Below are 23,268 nucleotides of genomic sequence, written 5' to 3'. Positions count from 1 at the left end.
TGCAAATGAATGCAACAGTCAAAGTAACAGAACAGGATTCGATTTTGCTTCCAGTCAAAGCGGGGATGGCTTTAGATAAAAAACGTTATTTATGGGCAATCAGTCCCGCTTTACCTGTGATTGGTATGGGAATTTTAGCAGGCTATCAGTTTGCACCACGTCCATTAAAAAAGGCATTTGCTTTAGGTGGCCCCTTATTGCTTCATGTCATTATTCCTACAATTGATGCATTCATTGGTAAAGATCAAAATAACCCGACTACTGAAGATGTGAAATTACTAGAACAAGATCCTTATTATGCGCGTTTGGTAAAAACTTTTATTCCACTTCAGTATGCAGCCAATGTTTATGCGTGTTATTTAGTGGGACGTAAAGAGACGTCTTTATTGGATAAAATTTTACTCGGTGTTTCTATGGGAGCAATTAACGGTATTGCAATCAATACAGCCCATGAATTAAGCCATAAGTCGGATCGTTTGGATCATATTCTGTCACATTTGGCCTTGGTCCCGACAGGCTATAACCATTTTCGCATTGAGCATCCGTATGGGCATCATAAACGTGCGGCAACACCAGAAGACCCTGCATCCTCGCGTATGGGCGAAACTTTTTATGAATTTTTACCTAGAACTGTGATTGGCTCATTTAAATCTGCAATTGAAATTGAAAGTAATCGTTTGAAGCGTAAAGGCAAGACGTTTTGGTCTAAGGATAATGAGCTGTTACAAGGCTGGGGAATGAGTGCCACATTTCATGCCAGCATGATTAAAATGTTTGGTGCAGGTATTACGCCATATTTAATCACACAATCTTTATATGGCATTAGCTTGTTTGAAATTATTAACTATATTGAACACTATGGTTTGTTGCGCCAGAAAGATGAAAATGGCAAATATGAGCGAACCATGCCTGAGCATAGTTGGAATAACAATAACATTGTGACTAATTTGTTCCTATATCAATTGCAACGTCATTCAGATCATCATGCTTATCCAACACGACCATTCCAAGCTCTGCGACACTTCGATGAAGCACCAGAGCTGCCAAGTGGCTATGCGAGTATGCTTTTACCTGCGATGATCCCGCCATTATGGTTCAAAATGATGGATAAGCGCGTATTTAAACATTATGGCGGTGACTTAAATAAAGCCAATATTCACCCTAAGCGTAGAGCGAAGATTTTTAAGAAATTTGGTGTAATAGATAAATTACTGAACTCATAATGATTTATACATCATTCAAAATTGAGCAAGCAATGACATCAATTCAGTGGGATTGATGTCATTTTTGTGCGTATTTTAAAGTGTTTTTTCCATCCAGATTTCACAGGCATGGCTATGGCCCGTATGACCTTTGGGTGCTGATAGGTGTTGAAAGCCCAACTTTTCATAAAGTTTGACAGCTTGCCATAAAGATTTGGTTGTTTCCAAATAACAGGAACGATAGCCTCGTGCCAAAGCAAATTTGAAACATTGTTCTAAGATTTGTTTGGCAAAACCTAAACCACGAATTTCAGGTAAAAAGTACATTTTTTGAATTTCAAGCGTTTCATGATCACCACTAAGCGGCGAAAGTCCACCACCACCTAAAATTTGACCTTGTGCATTTTCAATTACCCAATACTGTGCATTGGGCTGACTATAAACTTGATATAAATTGTCTAAAATAGGGTCTGCAACAGCAAAGCCAGATTCAGGTGCAAGGCCAAACTCTTTGGACACTTCACGAATAATGTGGGCAATTGCAGGATTATCTTGTTCTTGGAGCGTACGAATTTGAAACATTGGCTAAGCAAAGTATTTAAATGATGGATTGTTATAGCAAATAATCCATCATTTGTGAGGGCATTTTTAAGCGAATAGTACTTACTTTAACTCACTTGAACTTTTACCCAGTTCACGCCGTGCAATAATCAATTGCTGGATTTGCTGCGTACCTTCAAAAATGTCTAAGATTTTAGAATCACGTGCCCATTTCTCTAAAAGCTCTGTTTCGCTATAACCGACAGAAGCTGCAAGTTCCACACACTTTAATGTAATGTCATTGCCCACACGACCTGCTTTGGCTTTTGCGATAGAAGCCTCTTTAGAGTTTGGTTTTTTATTGTCTGCCATCCACGTTGCTTTTAACATGAGTAGACGTGCGGCTTCCCATTCTGCTTCCATTTTATAAATCTGGGCTGCTAGGTTGGAACATTGCAAATAAGGGGTAGCATAGTTTGAATCAAGTTGATCCTGAAAAATTTCTTTGATGCGTTCTAAAGAGGCTTTGGCACATCCAATAGCCATCGCAGCGACCAAAGGACGCGTGTTATCAAAAGTTTCCATCACCCCAGCAAAGCCTTTTGCAACATCAATTTCGGCATTCCCGAGTAAGTTTTCCGCAGGGACACGACATTGGTCAAAACGAATCACGGCAGTATCAGATGCTTTAATTCCGAGTTTGTGTTCCAGTCGTTCAACTGTCATACCTGCTGTACCTTTTGCGACTACAAAAGATTTGATGGCAGCACGACCAAGTTTTTTATCCAGCGTCGCCCAGACCACAACAGAATCGGCACGTTCGCCTGAAGTCACAAAGATTTTTTCACCATTTAAGATATAGTCGTCACCATCTTTGGTGGCTGTGGTTCGAATAGCCGCAGAGTCAGAACCACAATTTGGCTCGGTGATTGCCATTGCCGCCCATGTGCCTTTAAAGCGTTCCAATTGTTCATCGTTCGCAACGGCAGCAATCGCTGAATTGCCAAGTCCCTGACGTGGCATAGACAGTAACAGTCCCGTATCGCCATAACACATTTCGATAATGCCTAATGCTGTAGACATATTGACGCCGTTTTTATTGCTGTCGTCTTGTGAACCGCGTTTTCCTACCGCAGCTCCAGCGTTTATACCTTCACCACCGTCATTCATGCCATCGAGTAAGGATGCAAGCATATCCAGTTCTTTTGGGTAGGCATGTTCGGCTTTGTCGTATTTTCGTGAAATTGGGCGCAACACATTTAATGCAACTTCATGGGCTTGATCGAGCAAGATTTTAAATTTTTTAGGGTTTTGTAAGTTCATGGCTATTGTCCTGATTATTATTTTAAGCGTGTAAACCTGAATGTAAGATGGCCGTAGCACGTAAATCACGATACCAACGCTCTACAGGATGTTCTTTGGTGAAGCCATGTCCACCCAAAATTTGCACGCCGTCTGTGCCTATTTTCATTGTTTTTTCTGCACAGAGTAAACGAGCAAGATACGCTTCACGATGATAAGGGTTACCTGCTTCTGCCAAACTTGCCGCATTCAACACCAACATACGCATGGCATCAATTTCAATCGCCATATCCGCAATCATAAAAGCCACACTTTGACGATGAGAAATCGGTTCACCAAAGGCGGTTCGTTCATTGGCATAGCGAATACAGTATTGTTTTACTGCTTCACAAGTGCCTACAGCCATGGCACACCACATGAGATTTCCTTGATCTATAAAAGCGGTGTAATCAAAGTCATCGTCGCCTAAGCGTTCGGCAGGGGTTTGATTAAATTGTAAAGTCATGGTTTCCGTAGCTTTTAAGCCCATTGCGGGATTTTTCTGAGCACGAATAGAAGCATCGCGTTTGACCACAAATACATCTGGTCGACCTTGAAATTCAGCACTTACAATCAATACATCGGCAGTTTCACCTAACATTACCAGTGTTTTTTCACCACTTAAATAAAATTGACCACCATTGTTGAGAGCTTTGGTTTTAAGCTGCATTGGATTGAATGCAGGCGTATTTTCTTGGACAGCAAAGCTGGCTCTGACTTCACTATCTTCAGCAAATGCAGATAAATAACGGTCTTGTATCTGTTCGGAACCCCATTGTGTTATGGCATTAATCACACTAAACGTTGAGAGCATGCCTGCGGTTAGGCTGAAATCGCCTTTGGCTAAATGTTCTGCAATTAAGATATGACTGATGATGTCTTTTTCAGTGGCAACACCACCAAAGGATTCAGGTAATGCATAATAATTTAAACCCAATTCATCAATGTGCGCCCAGAGTTGCGGAGGGAACTGCTCTTGATGATCGGCTTGATGGGCAAGCGGGTAGAGGACTTCAGTCGCAAACTGACTCATGGCATCACAGGTCATTTGCTGTTCTGTGGTTAAACTTAAATCGAACAGAGATTTTTGCTGACTAGGTAGGCGCTGCTTAGGATGATGTTCCGCACTGTTAAAAACTTTTTGTGTTTTACTCAGTGCCTTAAAACTAGTTTTAGAGCCTTGATATAATGATTTTTCTAAAAATTTTCTGAGCTTAAGTTGATCCAGAACGTCGCTTCCAGCAATTTTTGTAATGAGCGATAAACCTAATCCTTGTGCCTTATTGACCATATTTGTCATTATTTTCGTTCCATATGAGCATTATTGCTATTTTTATGCTGACATGACGCTATACAAAAAACCATGTCATTGTTGACATACTCAATTGTCAAAGATAAACGGTAAACTAATAGGGTATTTGGATTTAAGACACTGATTTATATTATTAATATTTTTAGTTAAATTGTGGTAATAGGGAATGTATTGACTAGAATGACAAAGTTGCCATTCTAGTCTGAACAAATTAAATAAAAGATTTAATCATGTCGCGGACATTGGTTTTGGCATCAATCACAGTCATAAAAGTATATGCACCGATAAATTTACGACTAATAAACATAAATTCTTTCGGTGGAACACTGAAATAACGTGAAGCCATCGACTTAGATGCTTGCTGCATGACACGGCTATGTAACAGGCTCTTCTTCCAGTCGTAGCGGTAATGTTCATCCATAACGCCAGCAGGTAAATCTTTATTATTCGCAGGACAGCTAAATGCTTCGGTTGCCAATAAGAAAACCTTCGCCATATCGGGTTTAATACTTTGCGGAATTGAGTCAAAGAAATCATAGCCAGTCATGGCAGTCACCATGGCTTGCGGATCATGCAGATAACCTGCATGAATAAGATTGCGAGCAACATTGAGCAGGTGCTGATCGAACTGACGAATGGCACCAAAGTCGAGTAAGACAATTTGATCAGGTTGTTGATCTCCATCTCCCAAGCGAACCAAGTAGTTGCCAAAATTAGGATCGGTTTGCATTTCACCCCATTCGAAAATTTCGCGCACAGCAATTTCTAAAGAAGCTTCACCTAAAAGATTACGACGATCTTGCGGCAAGGAAAGCATCACAGGGCTGTTAATGGGCACACCACGTTCAAACGTCATGCATAGAATCTGATTGGTACAAAATTCATCAACAATTTCTGGCACGATATAACGAGGATCATCTTTCAGGCGTTCAGCAAAGCGTCTGGTGGTTGCAGCCTCAATATCATAACTTACTTCACGATGCATCATTTCGCGCACTTCATCAAACCACTGATCAAATTCACGGGTTTGCGGAACCATGCGCGTCAATTTGAGCATGTTTTTAAACAAACTCATATCGGAATCAATTGCATCAGCAACACCTGGATATTGAATTTTCAGTACCAGTTCTAATCCGTCCGATTTACGTGTTGCACGATGAACTTGCGCCAATGACGCTGTACCCAGTGGCTCATGATCAATGGTCAGTTCATGAATTTTATCACCCAGTTGTTGCTCTAAATGCTGCTTAATTGCAGGCCAAGCCAGTGCAACGGTTTGGTTATTTAGGGTATTTAACGCTTGAGTAATTTCTTCTGGCAAGAAATGTTCGCCATATAGCGCCATCATTTGTCCAATTTTTACAATTGAACCTTTTAGCTTGCCAATTTCAGCCACTAAATAGTTAGCCTGTTCTCTCATGGCTTGTTTACGTTTTTTTTCTTTTTCAGCTTCGCTTGAGAACATTGATGTCGCATTGGATGCCGCCCAACGTGTTCCCGCCAGTAAGGATGCTTTTGCAATAGATAAGCGACGATCCATAGAGGAGGTTTTAAGTTGTTTGAGCTTATCATTCTGATCTGACATTCAATGCAATCCTTAATCAGCAATTCACAGAAAAGTTAATTGTAACTGATATTAACGCGTCTTCACGTATTAAAAAAGTTCAACTTGCTGAATGACACGGTTTTTTTGGAACTGCATCTAAGTTTATAGAGAATCAGGGCGTTCTGTTTACATATGAAATTTTATTTTTAGTGATTCTTTGTTCGAGAGTTGTACCTTATGGCTTTGAATATAGGTCGTAATCATGTTTTGTACGCTAATGTGAGTAAAACCATGTGCATAGCCTTTAACAATTACGATACTCGGTAAGCTAAAAAATAAATATTTTGCATCATCTAAAGTTGGGCTATTAAAAACCTGATGTTCGGACAATTGCTGCATTAAAAATAATTTTTCAGAAAGAACATCTGAAGACTCGTTGTTCCAATAGTTTTGGCGCATTGCCATAAGATTGTTGTGTTTATAGCTCATATCAAGAAAAGGAGTAAATAGTGAGCTATATATAAGTCTCGAAAGTCCCTAATTCAAGTTACTTTTGGCGAGAATGGTGAAAGTTTTGTATCTGTTTATTAAGATGCAAACCTATAAAATACAATGCCTGAGATCGTTCGATAAAAGCTGGTTCTGAATAAAATTACAGGTGATTGAAAAATGGAATGAAATAGAGAAGAAACGCAGTTAAGCATTATAAAATCAGGCAAAACAAGGTATCATAAGCCGTTTTTATGATTCTGAACTTTGGAGACGCCTTAAGTGGATCGACCGACTATTAGCCCTGAACATTTACAGGAAGCCGCTGAAACCCTTACCACTATTCGTGATTTTATCCGTTTTGGGGTAACAGCATTACGTCAATACGATGCACACTTAGGTCAAGGTACAGAAGACTTTTTCGCTGAAAGTTCAGCGTTGGTATTACAAACCTTATCTTTGGATTGGAATGCCGATTCACAAATTTTGGATGCAAAATTATTAGCAAGTGAAAAAGCAGAATTTCTACAGTTACTTGAACGCCGTATTAATGAAAAAGTACCCACTTCATATCTATTGAATTTGGCTTATTTCTTTAATAAGCCATTTTATGTGGATGAGCGTGTACTTATTCCGCGTTCGCCAATTGCTGAACTCATTGAAAACCGTTTTGCACCTTACTGTTTAGATGAAAACGGTGAAATGCGTGCAGCGGACAATAATCTTCCAGTCAATACTCAGCCTAAAACACCGCAACGCATTTTAGATATGTGTACTGGTTCAGGTTGTATCGCCATTGCTTTGGCTTATGCATTTCCAGATTCGGAAGTAGATGCAACCGATATTTCAAAAGAAGCATTAGAAGTTGCTTCAATTAATGCCGAACATCACGACAAGCAGTATCAAGTTGCGCTATTAGAGTCAGATTTGTTTGCGAAAGTTCCTGCCGAAAATCAGTATGACTTGATTGTATCGAACCCACCGTATGTGGATGCGGAAGATATGGCAGATTTACCTGATGAATTCCGCCATGAACCAGAGTTGGCTTTGGCTGCTGGACAAGATGGTCTGGATTTAGTGCGTAAAATGTTGGCGCAAGCTGCGGATTACTTAACTGAAAATGGTTTGATTGTCATTGAAGTTGGTAATTCTGAATGGGCAATGAAACAGAATTTCAATACTATTGATTTCCATTGGTTAAAATTCCAAAAAGGTGGTTCAGGCATCTTTGCTTTAACTGCTGCACAATGTCGCCAATTCCGTGATTTATTCATTCAATCTGTTCAAGCATAAGGAGTTGTGAACATGGCAGGTAATAGTATTGGACAACTCTTCCGTGTAACGACCTGTGGTGAATCTCATGGTGTAGGCTTGATGGCAATTGTGGATGGCGTTCCACCAGGGCTTGAGCTTTCTGCCGAAGATTTACAAAAAGATTTAGATCGTCGTAAACCGGGAACCTCGAAATTTGCCACGCAACGTAAAGAACCTGATGAAGTTGAAATTATTTCAGGGGTTTTTGAAGGTAAAACCACAGGTACACCAATTGGTTTATTAATTCGCAATACAGATCAAAAATCTAAGGATTATGGCAATATTGCACAAACTTTCCGACCTGGGCATGCTGACTACACTTACACGCAAAAGTACGGATTCCGTGATTATCGTGGTGGTGGTCGTTCAAGTGCGCGTGAAACAGCGATGCGTGTTGCTGCGGGAGCTATTGCGAAGAAATACCTTGCAGAAAAATTCGGAATTTTAATCCGTGGTCATGTCACCCAAATTGGTACCGAAAAAGCAGAAAAGTTAGATTGGAATGAAGTTCCAAATAATCCATTTTTCTGTGGCGATGTCGATGCAGTGTCACGTTTTGAAGCCCTAGTGACTTCTTTACGCGAGCAAGGCACAAGCTGTGGTGCAAAATTAGAAATTTTGGCTGAAAATGTTCCTGTGGGTTGGGGTGAGCCAGTATTTGATCGTTTAGATGCAGATATTGCCCATGCGATGATGTCAATTAACGCCGTAAAAGGGGTCGAAATTGGCGATGGTTTTGCTGTAGCGGAACAGTTTGGGCACGAAACACGTGACGAATTAACCACAAATGGCTTTTTGGCAAATCATGCTGGTGGGATTCTTGGTGGCATTTCGAGTGGTCAAACCATTCGTGTTGCAATTGCATTAAAACCAACTGCAAGTATTACCACAGCAGGTAAAACGATTAATATCGATCGTGAAAACACAGATGTCCTTACAAAAGGCCGCCATGATCCATGTGTTGGTGTGCGCGCTACACCAATTGCAGAAGCAATGTTTGCGATTGTGCTGATGGATCATTTCATGCGTCATCGTGCACAGAATGCTGATGTTGTTGCGCCATTTGCACCGATTGAACCTAAATAATTTGCACAAAAACCAGTTCGCTTGAACTGGTTTTTTATAGCTTAATTTAAAATAGCCTAAGCATTGATGTCATTATAAATTCATAAGAAACACTCAATCACTAGGTTTGAGTTAATTTTTACACCTTAATTTTAAATAAGTATTCAAGGGTAGACTTTATGCAGCCATTAAAATTTCGTAAAGCAGAATTAAAAGATGTGGAACAATTGCTGTATTTAATTAATCGTGCATATCGTCACGATACTGCTCGAAGCTGGACCAATGAAGCCAAGCTTGTTTCAGGGTCGAGAATTGATGAACAACAATTGCAACAGGCTTTAGCAGATCAGAATTTCCATTTATATGTTGCCGAAATCGACAATGATTTATCTACCTTATCAATAGTTGCTTGTATTGGTTTAACTTTTAATCACAATGAAGTCGAAATTGGAACTTTTTGTGTAGATCCGATCTTTCAAAACACAGGAATTGGTAAAACAGTATTGTCTTTTGCAGAAGCACAGGCACTGTTGATTCAACCCAATCTTGATGTATATGTGATGTTTGTATTGGATATACGCACCGAATTGCTGGCCTATTATCAGCGTCGTGGCTACAGACCCACTGACCTTAAAATATCTTATCCTCTTGACGCAAATGTAGGTCAGCCATTAAGGCATATTGAGTTACAGCAAATGCTCAAGAATATTAAATAAATAATGATATTAAAAAAGCCCTCATGAAGAAGGCTTTAAAATTAGGCGAGAAACCAAGTGTAATATCCCCATAACATGAGGGGCCAAGCAATAAGAGGGCTAAATAGCCACTTCCAGAGCCAAAAGCGGGGGATAAATCCTACGCCGTAAATGAAACCACCTGAAATGCCAATCATGATAAACATCATGGCGCGATGGCTATATTCACCATTAGCATCGAGCATTGCACTTGGATGAATTAACAGGACTGCTGCGAGAGGCAATGCCAACAAAAAGGACACCGCCATTATAAACTTATTGGGTTTTTTCGGCTGTTCTGTTGTCATTGCTACTTCAGTCATGTTTTATTCCTCATCTAAATCTTGATGATGTTCGATATATAGGGCACTGAGTACACCAGCAAAGCATGCCATCAAAATACCGAGAATCCATGCAAAATACCACATAATTTATTCTCCTAAGCATTGCCTTAGTAAAGGCTATGTGAATTTTCTTGAATATGTTTCTTGGTAATAACGCCCCACATTTTGTAGTAACACCAAGTGGTGTAGCACAAAATGAGTGGTACAAAGATACATGCTGCAACTGTCATAACGGTTAACGTAGTTTTACTTGAAACCGCATCCCACATGGTCAAGCTTGCAACGGGTTGAATACTTGATGGCATTAAGAATGGGAACAAAGCGAAACCTGCAGTTAAAATTGCACCCACGACCGCTAAACTTGAACCTAAGAAGCTAAAGCCCGCTTTGTTTTTGCTTGCTGCAAGCACCACAATTAAACCACCTAATATCCCTGCGATAGGTGCAAGCATGGTGATAGGATAAGTCGAGTAGTTGTTCATCCAGCCATGATTGGCATTGGTTAAGACTTCTTTCGCCAATGGATTAGCCGCACCATTGGTGTCAAATGGAGTCACTAAGGTATAGCCTTCGATTCCACCAAAGTACAACCAAGCACCAGCACCTAAGAAACAAATGAGATAAACGATGCCCATGAGTTTGGTTGCTTGCGCTGAACGTTTACGCAAATCACCATCGGTACGGAGCATGAGCCATGCACCACCATGTGCACACAGCATAGACAAGCTGACTAAGCCACAGACTAAAGCAAATGGGTTAAGTAGGGCAAAAAAGCTACCTGTATAGGTTGAGCGAACTGTGTCGTCCAAGCTAAATGGTACACCTAAGAACATGTTGCCAAATGCCACACCAAAGACCAGAGCAGGCACAGCACCACCAATTGCTAAACCCCAATCCCATGACGTACGCCATTTTGTATTTTGCAGTTTAGATCGGTAATCAAAGCCAACTGGTCGCAGAAATAAGGCAAATAAAACTAGTAATAATGCCCAATACATGCCTGAGAAGGCTGTTGCATATACCATTGGCCATGCAGCGAATAAAGCCCCGCCTGCGGTAATAAACCAAACCTGATTGCCATCCCAGTGCGGAGCGATCGTGTTGATGGCTGCACGGCGTTCTTCGTCTGTTTTACCTACAAATGGCATGATTGCCATAGAGCCCATGTCGAAGCCATCGGTGAGGGCAAAGCCAATAAGAAGGACACCGACCAGAACCCACCAGATAATTTTGAGTAATTCATATTCGATCATGCTTGAGTCTCCTTATTGCGAGCTGCTTCAAGTTTTTCAAAATGGTATTTACCAGTATGAAGCGAACTTGGACCAAGGCGTGAGAATTTGATCATTAAATACATTTCAATAATCAAAAGTACAGTATAGAACGCAGCCAAAGCAGCGATAGAACCCCATACATCACCAGTGCTTAAACTAGATGCTGATAAATGTGTAGGTAGTACTTCACCAATTGTCCATGGTTGACGACCCACTTCTGCAACATACCAGCCTGTTTGTGCAGCAACCCATGGTAGAGGTAGAGCGAAAAGTGCGAACTTCAGTAACCATGGTTTGTTTTCTGCATTGCGTTTTGCTACAGCAAAGGTTGCTAGCGCAAACAACAACAGCATAAGGAAACCAGACACAACCATGGCACGGAATGCCCAGAATAAGCTTGGTACGTGTGGAATCGTGTCTTTTGCAGCAGATTTGATTTGATCTTCAGATGCATCCACTACATTTGGTGTATATTTTTTCAAAAGTAGACCGTAGCCTAAATCTTTTTGAGAGTGTTCGAAAGCAGCTATAAGTTCAGGAGATGTGTCGCCTGCACGAAGCTTTTCTAGTTGAGAATATGCAACCATACCATTACGAATACGATTTTCATGTTGAACTAGTAAGTCTTTAATGCCTGTGACTTCTTTAGTTGTCGAACGTGTTGCAATGAGACCCATAAGATACGGAACTTTAATTGCATAGTCCGTGGTCATGGTTTCTTTATTTGGAATACCAAACAGTGTAAATGGCGCAGGTGCAGGGTGTGTATCCCATTCAGCTTCAATAGCAGCGAGTTTAGTTTTCTGAACATCACCTAACTCATATCCAGATTCATCCCCGAGTAGAATTACTGAGAGTGTTGATGCCAAGCCGAAGATTGCTGCGATTGCAAAAGAACGACGAGCAAATGGAACATCGCGCTTTTTAAGCAGGTAATAACTTGAAATTGCCAATACAAAGATTGAGCCAGTTACATAACCTGCCGAAACAGTATGTACGAACTTAACCTGCGCGACTGGGTTGAAAATTAATGCCCCAAAATCGACCAACTCCATACGCATGGTTTCGTAGTTAAATTTAGAACCAACAGGGTTTTGCATCCAGCCGTTGGCAACAAGAATCCACAGGGCGGACATATTGGAACCCAGAGCAACCAACCACGTCACACCTAAATGCTGGACTTTGGAAAGTCGATCCCAACCAAAGAAGAACAAGCCAATAAAGGTAGATTCTAAGAAGAAAGCCATTAGGCCTTCAATTGCCAATGGTGCGCCAAAAATGTCGCCGACATAATGTGAGTAGTAAGCCCAGTTTGTACCAAACTGGAATTCCATTGTTAAACCTGTTGTTACCCCGAGTGCGAAGTTAATCCCGAAGAGTTTTCCCCAGAATTTGGTCATGTCTTTATAAATTTCTTTGCCAGAAATGACATAAGTCGTTTCCATAATGGCAAGAATAAAAGCCATACCAATAGTAAGTGGAACAAAAATAAAGTGATACATCGCGGTCATTGCAAATTGGAACCGCGAAAGATCGACCACGCTTTCAGAAATCATCAACGTGTCTCCTTGATTTGGGATGGACTGCCAGCAATACGCTCAGCAACTTGATTGTCAAAGTTTTTGGGAATAGTCGGTGCATCAAACCAGATGTGTTTAATCGTGAGTAAGATAACAACCTTAATTATTAATATGATTGTTATTTCACGGACTAGGCGTTGATTAAAATCTTTTGGAACTAAGCTCATAGGAATAAGCCTGTTTTGAAACATAATTGGTATTATTAAACAATTTCATACAAAAAATAAATAGGAAATACACTTAAAATAAAAATATATTATTATTTTATTTAAAATCAATAGCTTGTGGTTGGTTGTGTGTTATTTCTATTCTAGAAATCAAGGCTTTATTTCTGACTAAAACGGTTGTGATTTAATGTATTTAAATCCGACTAAAATGCTTTTATTTAAAAATAATAAAACAAACTATTTTAGTCTATTTAAAAATAGATTGATTATTAAACTATACTAAAAGAGTTGGTTTGAGATTTAGTTTTCTTAATTAATGCTCATGTTATTTATTATTGATTAATAAATATACACATAATTGAAAGGGGTGAGGGAGGCTTATTTGTAAATTTTTTTATCCTACAGGCTCAAGAAGTCCTTGAGCTGTTGTGATTTATCTGCTGAATTAAACTTAGTACAGTTAGTACAGTTAGTACAGTTAGTACAGTATTAAGGGGGAGTAAAAGCGAATAAGGATTAAAGCTAAATAGGGCGCTAAGTGTTCGAGAGCCTACTTATTTGTGTAAGTCATTAGAGAAAAGTTCATTTGATTTTGAGATTTTTTTGGCGATGTAATGTGCATGTTTAATGCGAATTAAAATAATTTGAGATTGAAATTCCAACTCGCCAAATTCTGGTTCGACTTGTACATAGTGCAGTTGACCATATTCATCTCTAACTCGAGCTTGAGCAGAGAAACCTGGTCGAGCATTACCACTCGAAATGGTTGCTAGCCTACCCAGCAAATTAGATTGAAGCTGTATTTGCGTAGGTCTAATCACTTGATCTAGACAATGAATCATAAACACAGTAAAGAAAATTGCGATAATTAATGCGGGAAGAATAACGTAATATGCGGGTAAAAAATTTTCTTGTTGTGCGAAATAACTAAATTGAAGGAAATAGCCAGAAAAGCTGAAATTCATCAACAGGAAGACTAAAATTAAGATCTTGGAAAATTTTACGTTGAGTAAGGGAGCTTCTGCGAGTTTTTGAGGAATAACACGCTTAAAAAATTGGCTTGGTTGAATATGTAAAAAGTAACCAATGGTTTCTACCAAGCTGAGTAATACAAGTGCTAATAAACTTAAATGAAACGGCATTAAATTTATATCGTGTATTAACTCAAGCATGGCAAATTCCATATATTATTCAGGTAGGTAGATTCCACCATCAGAATGCACAGTTATCTCGACCTTTTCAAGTGACTGACCTAGGCAAGGACCAGATATGCATTCGCCCGTTTCTACAGTAAATAATGCACCGTGTGTAGAGCACTCTATATATTCTTGATCGCGGTCTAGAAACTGATTTTCAAGAAATTCAAGTTCAACTTGTAGGTGTGGGCAAACATTCTGATAGGCAAAAAAAGCACCATCGCGCTGTGTAATAAAAATCGTATCACCATTTGGCGTTTCAAAAGCACGTGCTTCACGCTCTGGAATGTCTTCGGTCATACAAAGTTTATGCATTAGGCACATTCCTTCTTTTGAAAGTTGGCAAGCAATTCAGCATAGTTTTGATTGGTTAGTCGTGGACCAAACTGAGAGACCACTTCACTTGAAATTAAAATTGCGAGTTCAGCAGCAGTTTGTAAATTTTCACCTGTGTTCAATGCATAAAGGAATGAACCAGCGAATGCATCGCCAGCACCATTAGCATCAACCGCAGTCACTGCACGACCAGGCACACGAATGGTTTCTTGTTCAGATGAAATAATCGCACCTTCTGCGCTTAATGTAATTACAACGTATTTACTATGTAGCTTCAATTTAGCCAATGCATCTTCAACTGTCGTAGTTTCGGTGTACATCATGGCTTCTTGTTGGTTACAAAAGAGTAAATCTACACCATCATCTAACAATTCATTTAAACCATCACGTGCATATTGCACCATGGCTGGATCAGACAACGTTAATGCAATTTTGACTCCATGAGCACGAGCAATTTTACGGGCTTGTTTGACTGCAACACGTGCAGTAGTGCTCGTAGATAAATAACCTTCAATATAGAGCCACTGTGCAGTTTTTAATGGCTCAAAATCAATTTGTTCTGCAGAAAGTTCTGCTGTAATACCTAAGTAGGTTTGCATAGTACGTTCTGAGTCAGGGCTGACCAGAACCATACATGTACCTGTTACACCATCACTGACTGATTTAGCAGTGGTTTGAATGCCTGCTTCATTTAAGCCATCTAAGTAAATTTTACCTAGTTCATCATTACCTACGCGGCAGCCATAAAATGCTGTACCACCAAGTGCGCTAAATGCCACGGTTGTATTGGCAGCAGAACCGCCAGAAGCCTGACCTTTATAAACTTCAGACTGTTGCAGTTGAGTATATAAATTTGCTTGTTGATCGCCATCGGTGAGTTGCATGGTTCCTTTTTGCAGATTGTGTTGCGTAAGAAATTCATCAGAAACTTTAAATTCTTGGTCAATCAGCGCATTACCAATTGCAAAAAGATCAACAGAGGTCATGTCGTTCAATCACATCTAAAATAAAACGCTAAGTTTACACCAATGCTCAGGATTGCAGAAGTTTTGTGAATAAAATTCAAGATTATGCGTAATTGATTGTGTTTTATTGTTTAATAGGTAAAAACCAGTGTTAGGTAATAGATAAAACATGGACCTCATCATTCAAGAAGCAACACAATTACCCACTCAGATTGATACTTTACTCAAACTTGCAAACAAAGAAGGATTCAATATTGTTCAGCGTTTAATTGAAGAATTTGCCAATGGCAAAAATAGATTTCAGGATGAAGGTGAATTTTTTTTAGTTGCTTATGATGGTGAAAAGCTGATTGGGTGTGGTGGATTAAATCAACAACGTGAAGAAGATGGGCAAAAAAGCCGAATTGGTCGAGTAAGACGTTTTTATGTACATCCCAAATATAGAAGACATGGCGTTGGAAAAGACCTGTTGGCATACTTGGAAAGTAAAGCTAAACCTAACTTTTCAGCGCTCTGTTTACATACGGATACACGATTAGCCGCAGATTTTTATCAAAAACAGAACTACGTTTGGGTTGAAAATAATCCAAGTTATAACTACTTTAAATATTTAATCTAGTTTTTCAGTAATTTACTGCATTTAACACAATGCACAGTGTGTTACTGTGTATTGTTTCAGACCCGAATAAAATACTCGGGTTTATACGTGAATTATGGCTCAAACTAAAGCTATAATCACTTCAGTTTTATTTAAAAGATTATTAGGAGCGCACATGACTGTAGATGTGACTGAAACCCTTTCCCAAACTGTACATCCCGCGTTTCAGTTGATTCGTCAACACCATGTTGAAGCCTTAGATATTTTAGTGACCGAGTACCAGCATAAAGTGACTGGCGCTGTACATTATCATCTTGCGACTAACCACGATGAAAATGTGTTCTTGGTGGCTTTTCGTACCCAGCCCATGGATTCAAAAGGTGAAGCGCATATTTTAGAGCATACAGCATTGTGTGGTTCTGAAAAATTCCCAGTGCGTGACCCGTTCTTCTTAATGATTCGACGTTCATTAAATACTTTTATGAATGCGTTTACCGCTGCGGATTGGACCGCGTATCCATTTGCAACCCAGAATAAAAAAGATTTCCAGAATTTACTTGAAGTGTATTTAGATGCTGCTTTTGCAGCCAATTTAAATCCATTAGATTTTGCTCAAGAAGGTATTCGTATTGAGCTTGAAAATGGTGAGCCTGTTTATAAAGGTGTGGTTTTCAATGAAATGAAAGGGGCAATGAGTTCTCCTTCAGATCAGTTGTATCACCAACTTGCACATCATTTATTCCCAGAAACGACTTACCATTACAACTCAGGTGGTGACCCTAAAGACATTCCTGATCTAACTTACCCAGAGTTAGTTAATTTCTATAAGTCACACTATCACCCAAGTAATGCGGTTTTCATGACCTTTGGTAATGAGCCTGCTTACAACTTACAAGAACAGTTTGAAACTTTGGCATTGGCGAAGTTTTCAAAAGGTGAAACGCTATTTTCCAAAGAAGAGCGTCGTTTAACTGCGCCGCTAGAAGTGACTGAAACCTATGCGGTGGATGCAGAAGATTTAAAAGACAAAACTTATCACATCATTTCGTGGTTATTGCCTAAAGCCAGTGAGATCAAACTACGTTTAGGTATGCGCCTTGTGGAAGGGGTTCTGTTAGAAGATTCAGCTTCTCCGCTACGCCATTATTTAGAGACTTGTGATTATGCACAGTCTACAGGTCCAATTATGGGTGTAGATGACTCTAACTATGAAATGACCTTCTACTGTGGCGTACAAGGTTCAAACCCAGAACATGCGGCAGAGTTTAAAGCAGGCGTGTTTAAAATTTTGGAAGATGTTGCTTCAAAACCGGTCGATCAAAACATGGTCGATGCGATTTTACATCAAATTGAATTGCACCAACGTGAAATCAATGGTGATGGCATGCCGTATGGTCTAAGCCTCATCTTAAATGGTTTGGGCAGCGTTATTCATCATAGCGATCCAATCACGGTTTGGGATGTCGATTCAGCCATTGCTGCGGTGAAAGAAGAACTCAAAGATCCAATGTGGTTGTCAAACCTAATCAAAACACATTTGATTGATAATCCTCATCGCGTGCAAATGACCTTAGTGCCTGATGCCAACAAGTCAGCAGTGGAAGCGGCGGCAGAAAAAGCACGTTTAGCCGAAATTGGTGCACAATTGACCGAAGCGGAAAAAGCAGAGATTCAAGCACAAACTGAAGCGCTGAAAGTTCGTCAAGATACACCTGATGACTTAAATTTGTTGCCTAAAGTAGGCTTGGAAGATGTGCCTGCGGAACTACAAATTGTACAAGGGCAATTGCGCGAAATTATCTCAAATCGTATTGACTATCCGCTGAACCTTTATCATGCAGGTACCAATGGTATTTACTATAATCAGGTGCTGATTGAAATTCCGCAAGATGTAGTGCAATCGCCATACTTTAACTTGTTATCTATTTTGATGGGTGAAGTTGGTGCAGGTCAGTATAATTATCTTGAGCTACAACAACTGCAAACCGCGGTGAGTGGCGGTTTGGGTATGGGAGCCTCTTTACGTTCTAAAGTGGATGATAAACAGAAGATTAGTGCATGGTTAACGCTGACCACTAAATCATTGGTGAGTAATTTTGACAGTATTGCTTTGTTAAAATTGGCTTTTGAACAGCTACGTTTTGATGAAAAAGATCGAATTGTCGAGTTATTACAACAACGTAAAACGCGTTGGGCATCACGTCTTTCAGGTTCAGGTCACAGTTATGCCATGCAAATTGCGGGACGTAACCACAGTGCTTTGGCACAACGTGATTATCACAACACAGGTTTAGGTGCATTAAACTGGCTGGGTGATTTGGTCAGCCGAATTGAAAAAGATGCAGCGGCTTATGATGATTTGATCAATGAATTAAAAGCGATTCATTTAAAACTTTTACAAGCACCGAAACAGTTCTTGTTGGTCTGCGAAGAACATCAATCAGACCGCTTGGTGGAAGAGGTTCAAAATGTGTGGGACAAGTTAGATGTTCCTAAACACACTGTAACTTTAAAAACTGCTGAGCAGGTTGATACCGATGCGGATGAAGCATGGCTAATTCAAGCCAATGTACAATTTTGTGCATCAGCCTATCCTGCTGTAGATGTCGCGCACGCTGATGCAGCACCACTCATGGTATTGGCAGCATATTTGCGTAATGGTTTCTTACATAGTGCAATCCGTGAAAAAGGAGGAGCTTATGGTGGTGGCGCAAGTTATGATGGCAATGCGTGTTCTTTCCGCTTCTATAGCTACCGTGACCCGCGCTTAGCAGAAACTTTTAATGATTTTGAAGCCAGTGTTGCTTGGTTGTTAAATACTGAACAACAACCACATCAGTTGGAAGAAGCTATTTTAGGCCTCATTGCTTCTATGGATAAACCTGGTTCACCAGCGGGCGAAGCGATTACCGCTTGTTATGCTTTGTTGCATGCTCGGACACCTGCATTCCGCAAACAATTACGTGAACGCTTGTTGTCTGTGACATTGGATGACTTGAAGCGTGTAGCGGAACAATATTTGCTTAATCAAGAAGCCAATAAGGCTGTTGTGGCCCCAATGGCGAAAAAAGATGAATTGTTAGCATTAGGCTTCGAAATTCATCAAGTTAATTAATACAATAAGAAAAGGGGTGTGTTTATGGCGCTCAAATCATTTGAACGTGGTGTGCTGTCGCTGAGCGTTATTATGCTCAGCTCGGCATATACTGCTGCCTATGCACAAGATTCAGCAGAGCAAATTTCACCTGCTAGTCCAGAAGCTTGTGTAGGTTTAGAGTCAAATGCAGATCGATTGGCTTGTTATGATACCTTATTTAAAACACCTGCAACCGAAGAAAAACCAAAGGTTGTAGAACCTGTTTTAGTCAAGCAAACGGCAACGAAACAGCAGGAACCGCAAGGCACTGAGAAGCAAGGCAATAGTTTTAGCAATTTATTTGCACTGGAGGGTCCGAAAATTGACCCCAATCAGTCTTTGCTAGATAAACGCTGGGAATTATCGCCAGACAGTAAGTTAGGGACTTGGAATATTCGTGCTTACAAGCCCGTATATTTGTTGCCTGTGTTTTGGTCAAGTAAGAAAAATGAATTTCCAGATAGTCCAAACCCGCGTAATACCGTGGATGAAGACCAAAACTTAAAATCGACTGAGGCAAAGTTTCAAATCTCACTCAAGACCAAAGCTGTAGAAAATTTATTTGGTGATAATGGTGATATTTGGGTAGGGTACACACAGTCTTCGCGTTGGCAAGTTTATAACGAAGATGAGTCGCGCCCATTTCGTGAAACCAATTATGAGCCTGAAGCGAGTTTAATGTTTCGCACCAATTATGAAATTTTGGGTTTAAATGCGCGTCTTTTTGGGATCACTTTAAATCACCAGTCCAATGGTCGTTCAGATCCATTATCACGTAGTTGGAATAGGGCTATTTTAAATTTAGGCTTTGAGCGTGATAATTTTGCTTTGATGATTCGTCCTTGGTATCGTTTTGACGAAAATGCTAAAGATGATAACAATCCAGACATTAAAGATTATATGGGACGGGGTGACATAACAGCATTCTACCGTAAAGATGATCATGATTTTTCTTTAATGTTACGCCACTCTTTAAAAGGCGGAGATGATTCTCACGGCGCAGTACAATTTGATTGGTCATTTCCAATTCATGGCAAATTGCGTGGTCAATTCCAGTTGTTTGATGGTTATGGTGAAAGTTTGATTGATTATAATCATCGTGCAACCTATGTCGGGTTGGGGGTATCGTTACTGAATTGGTACTGATACTTTTTGAGTACGTTTAAAAAGCCTGAAATTAAAATTTCAGGCTTTTTTTATGCAATCTTTGTAGTTTATTACGCTGTTTCACAATCCTTTATCTGGCAGTATTCTATGGTGTAAATGGCGCAGTACTGGCTCACTGAAAAAGGCTTGTATTCACTTTATACTCGAAATTATTTGAGCTTCACTCATAGTTTATCCGTACAGAATAGAATAGGATGCCGACTAAATTCTCAAATATTTTCCCTTTTTAGTAGCGAGGCATCCTGAAATCTTCAACCGATCTGAATATCTGTAGGTGGATGTTTTAAGCGTGTTTTTTTCGGCGTGGCAATCATATAGGCTAAAGTAAGTGGGCCAAGTCGACCAGCAAACATCAACAGCATTAAGGTAATTTGACTGGCAGGTTGTAAGTCGGAGGTAATACCACGTGACAGACCAACCGTACAGGCTGCCGATACAGCCTCAAAAAGTAAATCGAGGAAATGGTGTTTAGGTTCTAATAGCAATAAGGTCAAAAAACCCATAAACACCAACATAGCGGTAATAGACACTACAGCCATGGCTTTGAATGACGTATTTTGTGGGATAGAAAAATTAAAAATACGTATTTCATCCGCACGGCGTAAAAAGCTGACCACGCTTAAGGTAACCACAATAAAAGTACCGACTTTAATACCGCCCGCCGTACTTAAAGAGCCACCGCCAATAAACATGAGCACCATGGTCACCAGTGCAGATGCGTCAGTCATGTCGCCTACATTTAAACTGTTAAACCCAGATGAACGCGGAACAGTCGCATGGAACCATGCATTGACTGCTTGTTCCATCGTACTCATTGGGGCGAGTGTAAGAGGATTATTGACTTCTAATAACCAAAATATGACAAAGGAAAATAGATTGAGACCAGCAATAGTCAATAAAATTAGCTTGCTATTTGGACTTAGTTTTTTCCAGCTTCTTTTGTGTTTAATATCCATTAAGACCAAGAAACCAATACCGCCAATAATGTATAGCAGGCTAATGGTAAATGTAATAAAATATTGGCTAGAAAAGTCCATTAAGCTATTGGGAAATAATGAAAATCCACCATTATTAAAGGCTGAAACACTGTAAAAGGCTGCATAAAAGAAAGCTTTTAAAAAGTCATATTCTTGCATCCAAGCAATCGTGAGAATAAATGTACCAATGGCTTCGAAAAATAATGAGTACAATAGAACTGCTTTAATGGTGTGTGAGACCTTAGATAAACTGGTGTGTCCAATTGTTTCTTGCGCCATAATTTGCTGTTTTAGCCCAATTTTATTTGAAAGGCTCATTACGGCTAAAATGGCGAAAGTCATAAAACCTAAACCACCACATTGCAGCAATAGCATAATGACGACTTTGCCAAATACAGTATAAGCTTCACCGACATTGACAGCAGATAAACCTGTAATTGTGACTGCTGATGTTGCTGTGAATAGTGCATGTATCCAAGACAAATCGCCATGATGGGCAATGGGCAATTTGAGCAGCAAGGTCCCAATAAGGATAAAACTTAAAAAGCCGAGTGCTAATAAGCTAGGAGGGCTTAAGTTAACCGTGTTTTTGGGCTTTTTTCGTATTATTTTCATATTATTTAAAACGATTCGATAATTTTCGTAGTTGTTCCAAGTGACCCTCAACCACAATGATATCACCATGTTGTAATACCAAATTAGGGTCTACCTGATATGAAAGATCTTTACCACGCTTGTGTAATATAACTTTAATTTCTGAGTTGTACTCGCAAATGGTTTGAAAACGAGTGCCATGTAAATTGTCTTTAATCTCAATTTTTACCATATAGCGATCATCATCCAAAGACATATAGCGGCTGACCATTGGGTAGCTAAGCGACTGTGCAACACGGACGCCCATATCTTCTTCTGGATGAATAATTTTGTTGATCCCCAAATGACTCAGGATCATATGGTGGGATTTTGATTTTGCTTTTACCCAAATTTTTTCAATGCCAAGGTTCTTGAGATGTAAAACACAAAGAATACTGGCTTCAATATCCTCCCCAATGGCCACCACAACGGCATCACAGTTTTGAATGTTTAATTCATTGAGTACGTGTTCATCCGTAGCATCTGCAATGACAGCATGGGTTAATACATCAGAAATGTTTTCTACATATTTTTTATTGCTGTCGATGCCAAGAACATCATGCTTTAAATCGACCAATTCAGTTGCAACAGTTGCACCAAAACTTCCTAAACCAATCACTGCAAATTGAGCCATGTTAGGTCCTTATTTTGTTAGGTGTATTATTATTTACACATTTAAATTTCATAATGTCTAATCATAGCGTTAATTGATGTTTGAAATGAAGTTTTGCGGCATTGACTGTACATTTAGTAGTAAAAGCAAAATGAATAAAATAATTAGGGGTTTAGTATGAATGAAAAGAAAATTTATAAGCAGTTAAGAAAGTGGTTTCCTGAGCTGAAACAGCATCCATTACCTAAAAAAAAGTATCGTACAAAAGCTGAACACTTTTTAACTTGGTTAAATACTCAGGAGAGTGAACAAACTTTTGAATATTTGATTGCATTGAACATGCATCAATATTTGGAAAATGGACTGGCAGCACATCCTGTTTTTCAGCACATGACCACTGAAATTGAAATGGTGCAAGCACAAATACAATCACGTGCAGATCCAATCTTAAAACACTATGAGCAATTTGAGCATGTGATTGGACGGTTTTATCGGGTACAGGATCAAATTTTAGAAATCATCTTAGATGAAATTTATAAATTTTTGAAATCTCAGAATTTTGCATTATTGTTGCTTTGGGGAGAGGAGCACTATTGGCTCGCCGTACCAAATCAGTCAAAAAAAATAGAAGCATTCTGTGTGTTATTTAATCAGCAATTTGATGGTGCTGGTTTAAAAGTTGAAAAATATCAACCTTCTGAAATGTCTTGGTCTATTTAAATGACAAACAGAGCCATAA

General features: G+C 39.6%; 23 protein-coding genes. 8 read left to right on the top strand and 15 right to left on the bottom strand.

The genetic code is table 11. The annotated features are described in order from the left end of the window. Positions 1-5 precede the first annotated feature (5 nt). Positions 6-1,223, top strand: coding sequence for an alkane 1-monooxygenase (locus tag E0H82_RS13535; RefSeq protein ID WP_131265279.1), 1,218 nt, complete (start codon positions 6-8; stop codon positions 1,221-1,223). A 75-nt stretch (positions 1,224-1,298) separates the two neighbouring features. Here E0H82_RS13535 and E0H82_RS13530 read toward each other — a convergent pair whose 3' ends face one another. The 5 genes from E0H82_RS13530 to E0H82_RS13510 all read right to left on the bottom strand — a co-directional run bounded on the left by E0H82_RS13530 (position 1,299) and on the right by E0H82_RS13510 (position 6,430). Beyond that, positions 1,299-1,784 carry a GNAT family N-acetyltransferase gene (locus E0H82_RS13530; RefSeq protein ID WP_131265278.1) on the bottom strand — a complete coding sequence of 162 codons (486 nt, stop codon included), beginning with the start codon at positions 1,782-1,784 and terminating at the stop codon, positions 1,299-1,301. An 81-nt stretch (positions 1,785-1,865) separates the two neighbouring features. Then, positions 1,866-3,065, bottom strand: coding sequence for an acyl-CoA dehydrogenase family protein (locus E0H82_RS13525; RefSeq protein WP_131265277.1), 1,200 nt, complete (start codon positions 3,063-3,065; stop codon positions 1,866-1,868). 22 nt (positions 3,066-3,087) lie between these two features. Next, on the bottom strand, positions 3,088-4,374 hold the full coding sequence (locus E0H82_RS13520) for an acyl-CoA dehydrogenase family protein (RefSeq protein WP_171458295.1): 1,287 nt from the start codon (positions 4,372-4,374) through the stop codon (positions 3,088-3,090). 232 nt (positions 4,375-4,606) lie between these two features. Continuing rightward, entirely contained in the window at positions 4,607-5,980 is a 1,374-nt protein-coding gene (locus E0H82_RS13515; RefSeq protein ID WP_131265275.1) for an ABC1 kinase family protein, read from the bottom strand. A 147-nt stretch (positions 5,981-6,127) separates the two neighbouring features. Beyond that, a complete protein-coding gene (locus E0H82_RS13510) occupies positions 6,128-6,430 on the bottom strand; it encodes a hypothetical protein (RefSeq protein ID WP_131265274.1) in 303 nt (100 codons plus the stop codon). Positions 6,431-6,712: 282 nt separating this feature from the next. Here E0H82_RS13510 and prmB point away from each other — a divergent pair, with 282 nt between their 5' ends. The 3 genes from prmB to E0H82_RS13495 all read left to right on the top strand — a co-directional run bounded on the left by prmB (position 6,713) and on the right by E0H82_RS13495 (position 9,525). After that, the gene (prmB, locus tag E0H82_RS13505; RefSeq protein ID WP_131265273.1) at positions 6,713-7,723 is read left to right on the top strand and encodes a 50S ribosomal protein L3 N(5)-glutamine methyltransferase; all 1,011 of its coding nucleotides are present in this window, start codon (positions 6,713-6,715) and stop codon (positions 7,721-7,723) included. Positions 7,724-7,735: 12 nt separating this feature from the next. Beyond that, positions 7,736-8,830 carry a chorismate synthase gene (aroC, locus tag E0H82_RS13500; RefSeq protein ID WP_131265272.1) on the top strand — a complete coding sequence of 365 codons (1,095 nt, stop codon included), beginning with the start codon at positions 7,736-7,738 and terminating at the stop codon, positions 8,828-8,830. Positions 8,831-8,988: 158 nt separating this feature from the next. After that, the gene (locus E0H82_RS13495) at positions 8,989-9,525 is read left to right on the top strand and encodes a GNAT family N-acetyltransferase (RefSeq protein ID WP_131265271.1); all 537 of its coding nucleotides are present in this window, start codon (positions 8,989-8,991) and stop codon (positions 9,523-9,525) included. A 41-nt stretch (positions 9,526-9,566) separates the two neighbouring features. On the opposite strand, the gene E0H82_RS13490 is transcribed toward E0H82_RS13495, so the two are convergent. From E0H82_RS13490 to E0H82_RS13455, 8 genes are all read right to left on the bottom strand, one after another. Then, on the bottom strand, positions 9,567-9,866 hold the full coding sequence (locus E0H82_RS13490) for a cyd operon YbgE family protein (RefSeq protein ID WP_131265270.1): 300 nt from the start codon (positions 9,864-9,866) through the stop codon (positions 9,567-9,569). A gap of 3 nt (positions 9,867-9,869) precedes the next feature. Further along, entirely contained in the window at positions 9,870-9,971 is a 102-nt protein-coding gene (gene cydX / locus E0H82_RS13485) for a cytochrome bd-I oxidase subunit CydX (RefSeq protein ID WP_002120988.1), read from the bottom strand. A gap of 23 nt (positions 9,972-9,994) precedes the next feature. Beyond that, the gene (cydB, locus tag E0H82_RS13480; protein WP_131265269.1) at positions 9,995-11,140 is read right to left on the bottom strand and encodes a cytochrome d ubiquinol oxidase subunit II; all 1,146 of its coding nucleotides are present in this window, start codon (positions 11,138-11,140) and stop codon (positions 9,995-9,997) included. Continuing rightward, entirely contained in the window at positions 11,137-12,717 is a 1,581-nt protein-coding gene (locus E0H82_RS13475; RefSeq protein WP_131265268.1) for a cytochrome ubiquinol oxidase subunit I, read from the bottom strand. Before E0H82_RS13475 ends, cydB begins: the two co-directional genes overlap by 4 nt. After that, positions 12,717-12,908 (bottom strand): cytochrome oxidase putative small subunit CydP, encoded by a 192-nt coding sequence (cydP, locus tag E0H82_RS13470; RefSeq protein ID WP_016167794.1) that lies wholly within the window; start codon positions 12,906-12,908, stop codon positions 12,717-12,719. Before cydP ends, E0H82_RS13475 begins: the two co-directional genes overlap by 1 nt. A gap of 554 nt (positions 12,909-13,462) precedes the next feature. Then, complete coding sequence (locus E0H82_RS13465) at positions 13,463-14,080, bottom strand: OB-fold-containig protein (RefSeq protein WP_131265267.1); 618 nt, start codon at positions 14,078-14,080, stop codon at positions 13,463-13,465. A 15-nt stretch (positions 14,081-14,095) separates the two neighbouring features. Beyond that, positions 14,096-14,404: a Rieske (2Fe-2S) protein gene (locus E0H82_RS13460; RefSeq protein ID WP_165492958.1), complete on the bottom strand. Its 309-nt coding sequence runs from the start codon at positions 14,402-14,404 to the stop codon at positions 14,096-14,098. Positions 14,405-14,418: 14 nt separating this feature from the next. Next, positions 14,419-15,426 carry an adenosine kinase gene (locus E0H82_RS13455; RefSeq protein WP_131265266.1) on the bottom strand — a complete coding sequence of 336 codons (1,008 nt, stop codon included), beginning with the start codon at positions 15,424-15,426 and terminating at the stop codon, positions 14,419-14,421. Between the two features lie 148 nt (positions 15,427-15,574). On the opposite strand from E0H82_RS13455, the gene E0H82_RS13450 reads away from it, so the two are divergent. The 3 genes from E0H82_RS13450 to E0H82_RS13440 all read left to right on the top strand — a co-directional run bounded on the left by E0H82_RS13450 (position 15,575) and on the right by E0H82_RS13440 (position 20,285). Then, on the top strand, positions 15,575-16,024 hold the full coding sequence (locus E0H82_RS13450; RefSeq protein WP_131265265.1) for a GNAT family N-acetyltransferase: 450 nt from the start codon (positions 15,575-15,577) through the stop codon (positions 16,022-16,024). A 154-nt stretch (positions 16,025-16,178) separates the two neighbouring features. Further along, the gene (locus tag E0H82_RS13445) at positions 16,179-19,118 is read left to right on the top strand and encodes an insulinase family protein (RefSeq protein WP_131265264.1); all 2,940 of its coding nucleotides are present in this window, start codon (positions 16,179-16,181) and stop codon (positions 19,116-19,118) included. 24 nt (positions 19,119-19,142) lie between these two features. Further along, positions 19,143-20,285: a phospholipase A gene (locus tag E0H82_RS13440; protein WP_131265263.1), complete on the top strand. Its 1,143-nt coding sequence runs from the start codon at positions 19,143-19,145 to the stop codon at positions 20,283-20,285. A 272-nt stretch (positions 20,286-20,557) separates the two neighbouring features. On the opposite strand, the gene E0H82_RS13435 is transcribed toward E0H82_RS13440, so the two are convergent. Both E0H82_RS13435 and E0H82_RS13430 read right to left on the bottom strand, forming a co-directional pair. Then, on the bottom strand, positions 20,558-21,898 hold the full coding sequence (locus tag E0H82_RS13435; protein WP_131265262.1) for a TrkH family potassium uptake protein: 1,341 nt from the start codon (positions 21,896-21,898) through the stop codon (positions 20,558-20,560). Position 21,899: 1 nt separating this feature from the next. Continuing rightward, positions 21,900-22,550, bottom strand: coding sequence for a potassium channel family protein (locus tag E0H82_RS13430; protein ID WP_131265261.1), 651 nt, complete (start codon positions 22,548-22,550; stop codon positions 21,900-21,902). A 156-nt stretch (positions 22,551-22,706) separates the two neighbouring features. Between E0H82_RS13430 and E0H82_RS13425 the strand changes: the two genes are divergently transcribed. Continuing rightward, positions 22,707-23,249, top strand: coding sequence for a hypothetical protein (locus E0H82_RS13425; RefSeq protein ID WP_131265260.1), 543 nt, complete (start codon positions 22,707-22,709; stop codon positions 23,247-23,249). Positions 23,250-23,268: the final 19 nt, after the last annotated feature.

The organism is Acinetobacter sp. ANC 4910 (assembly GCF_004331035.1).
Taxonomy (GTDB): Bacteria; Pseudomonadota; Gammaproteobacteria; order Pseudomonadales; family Moraxellaceae; genus Acinetobacter.
Note: the sequence above shows the minus strand (reverse complement) of the source record. Positions and strands in the feature narration are given on the sequence as shown.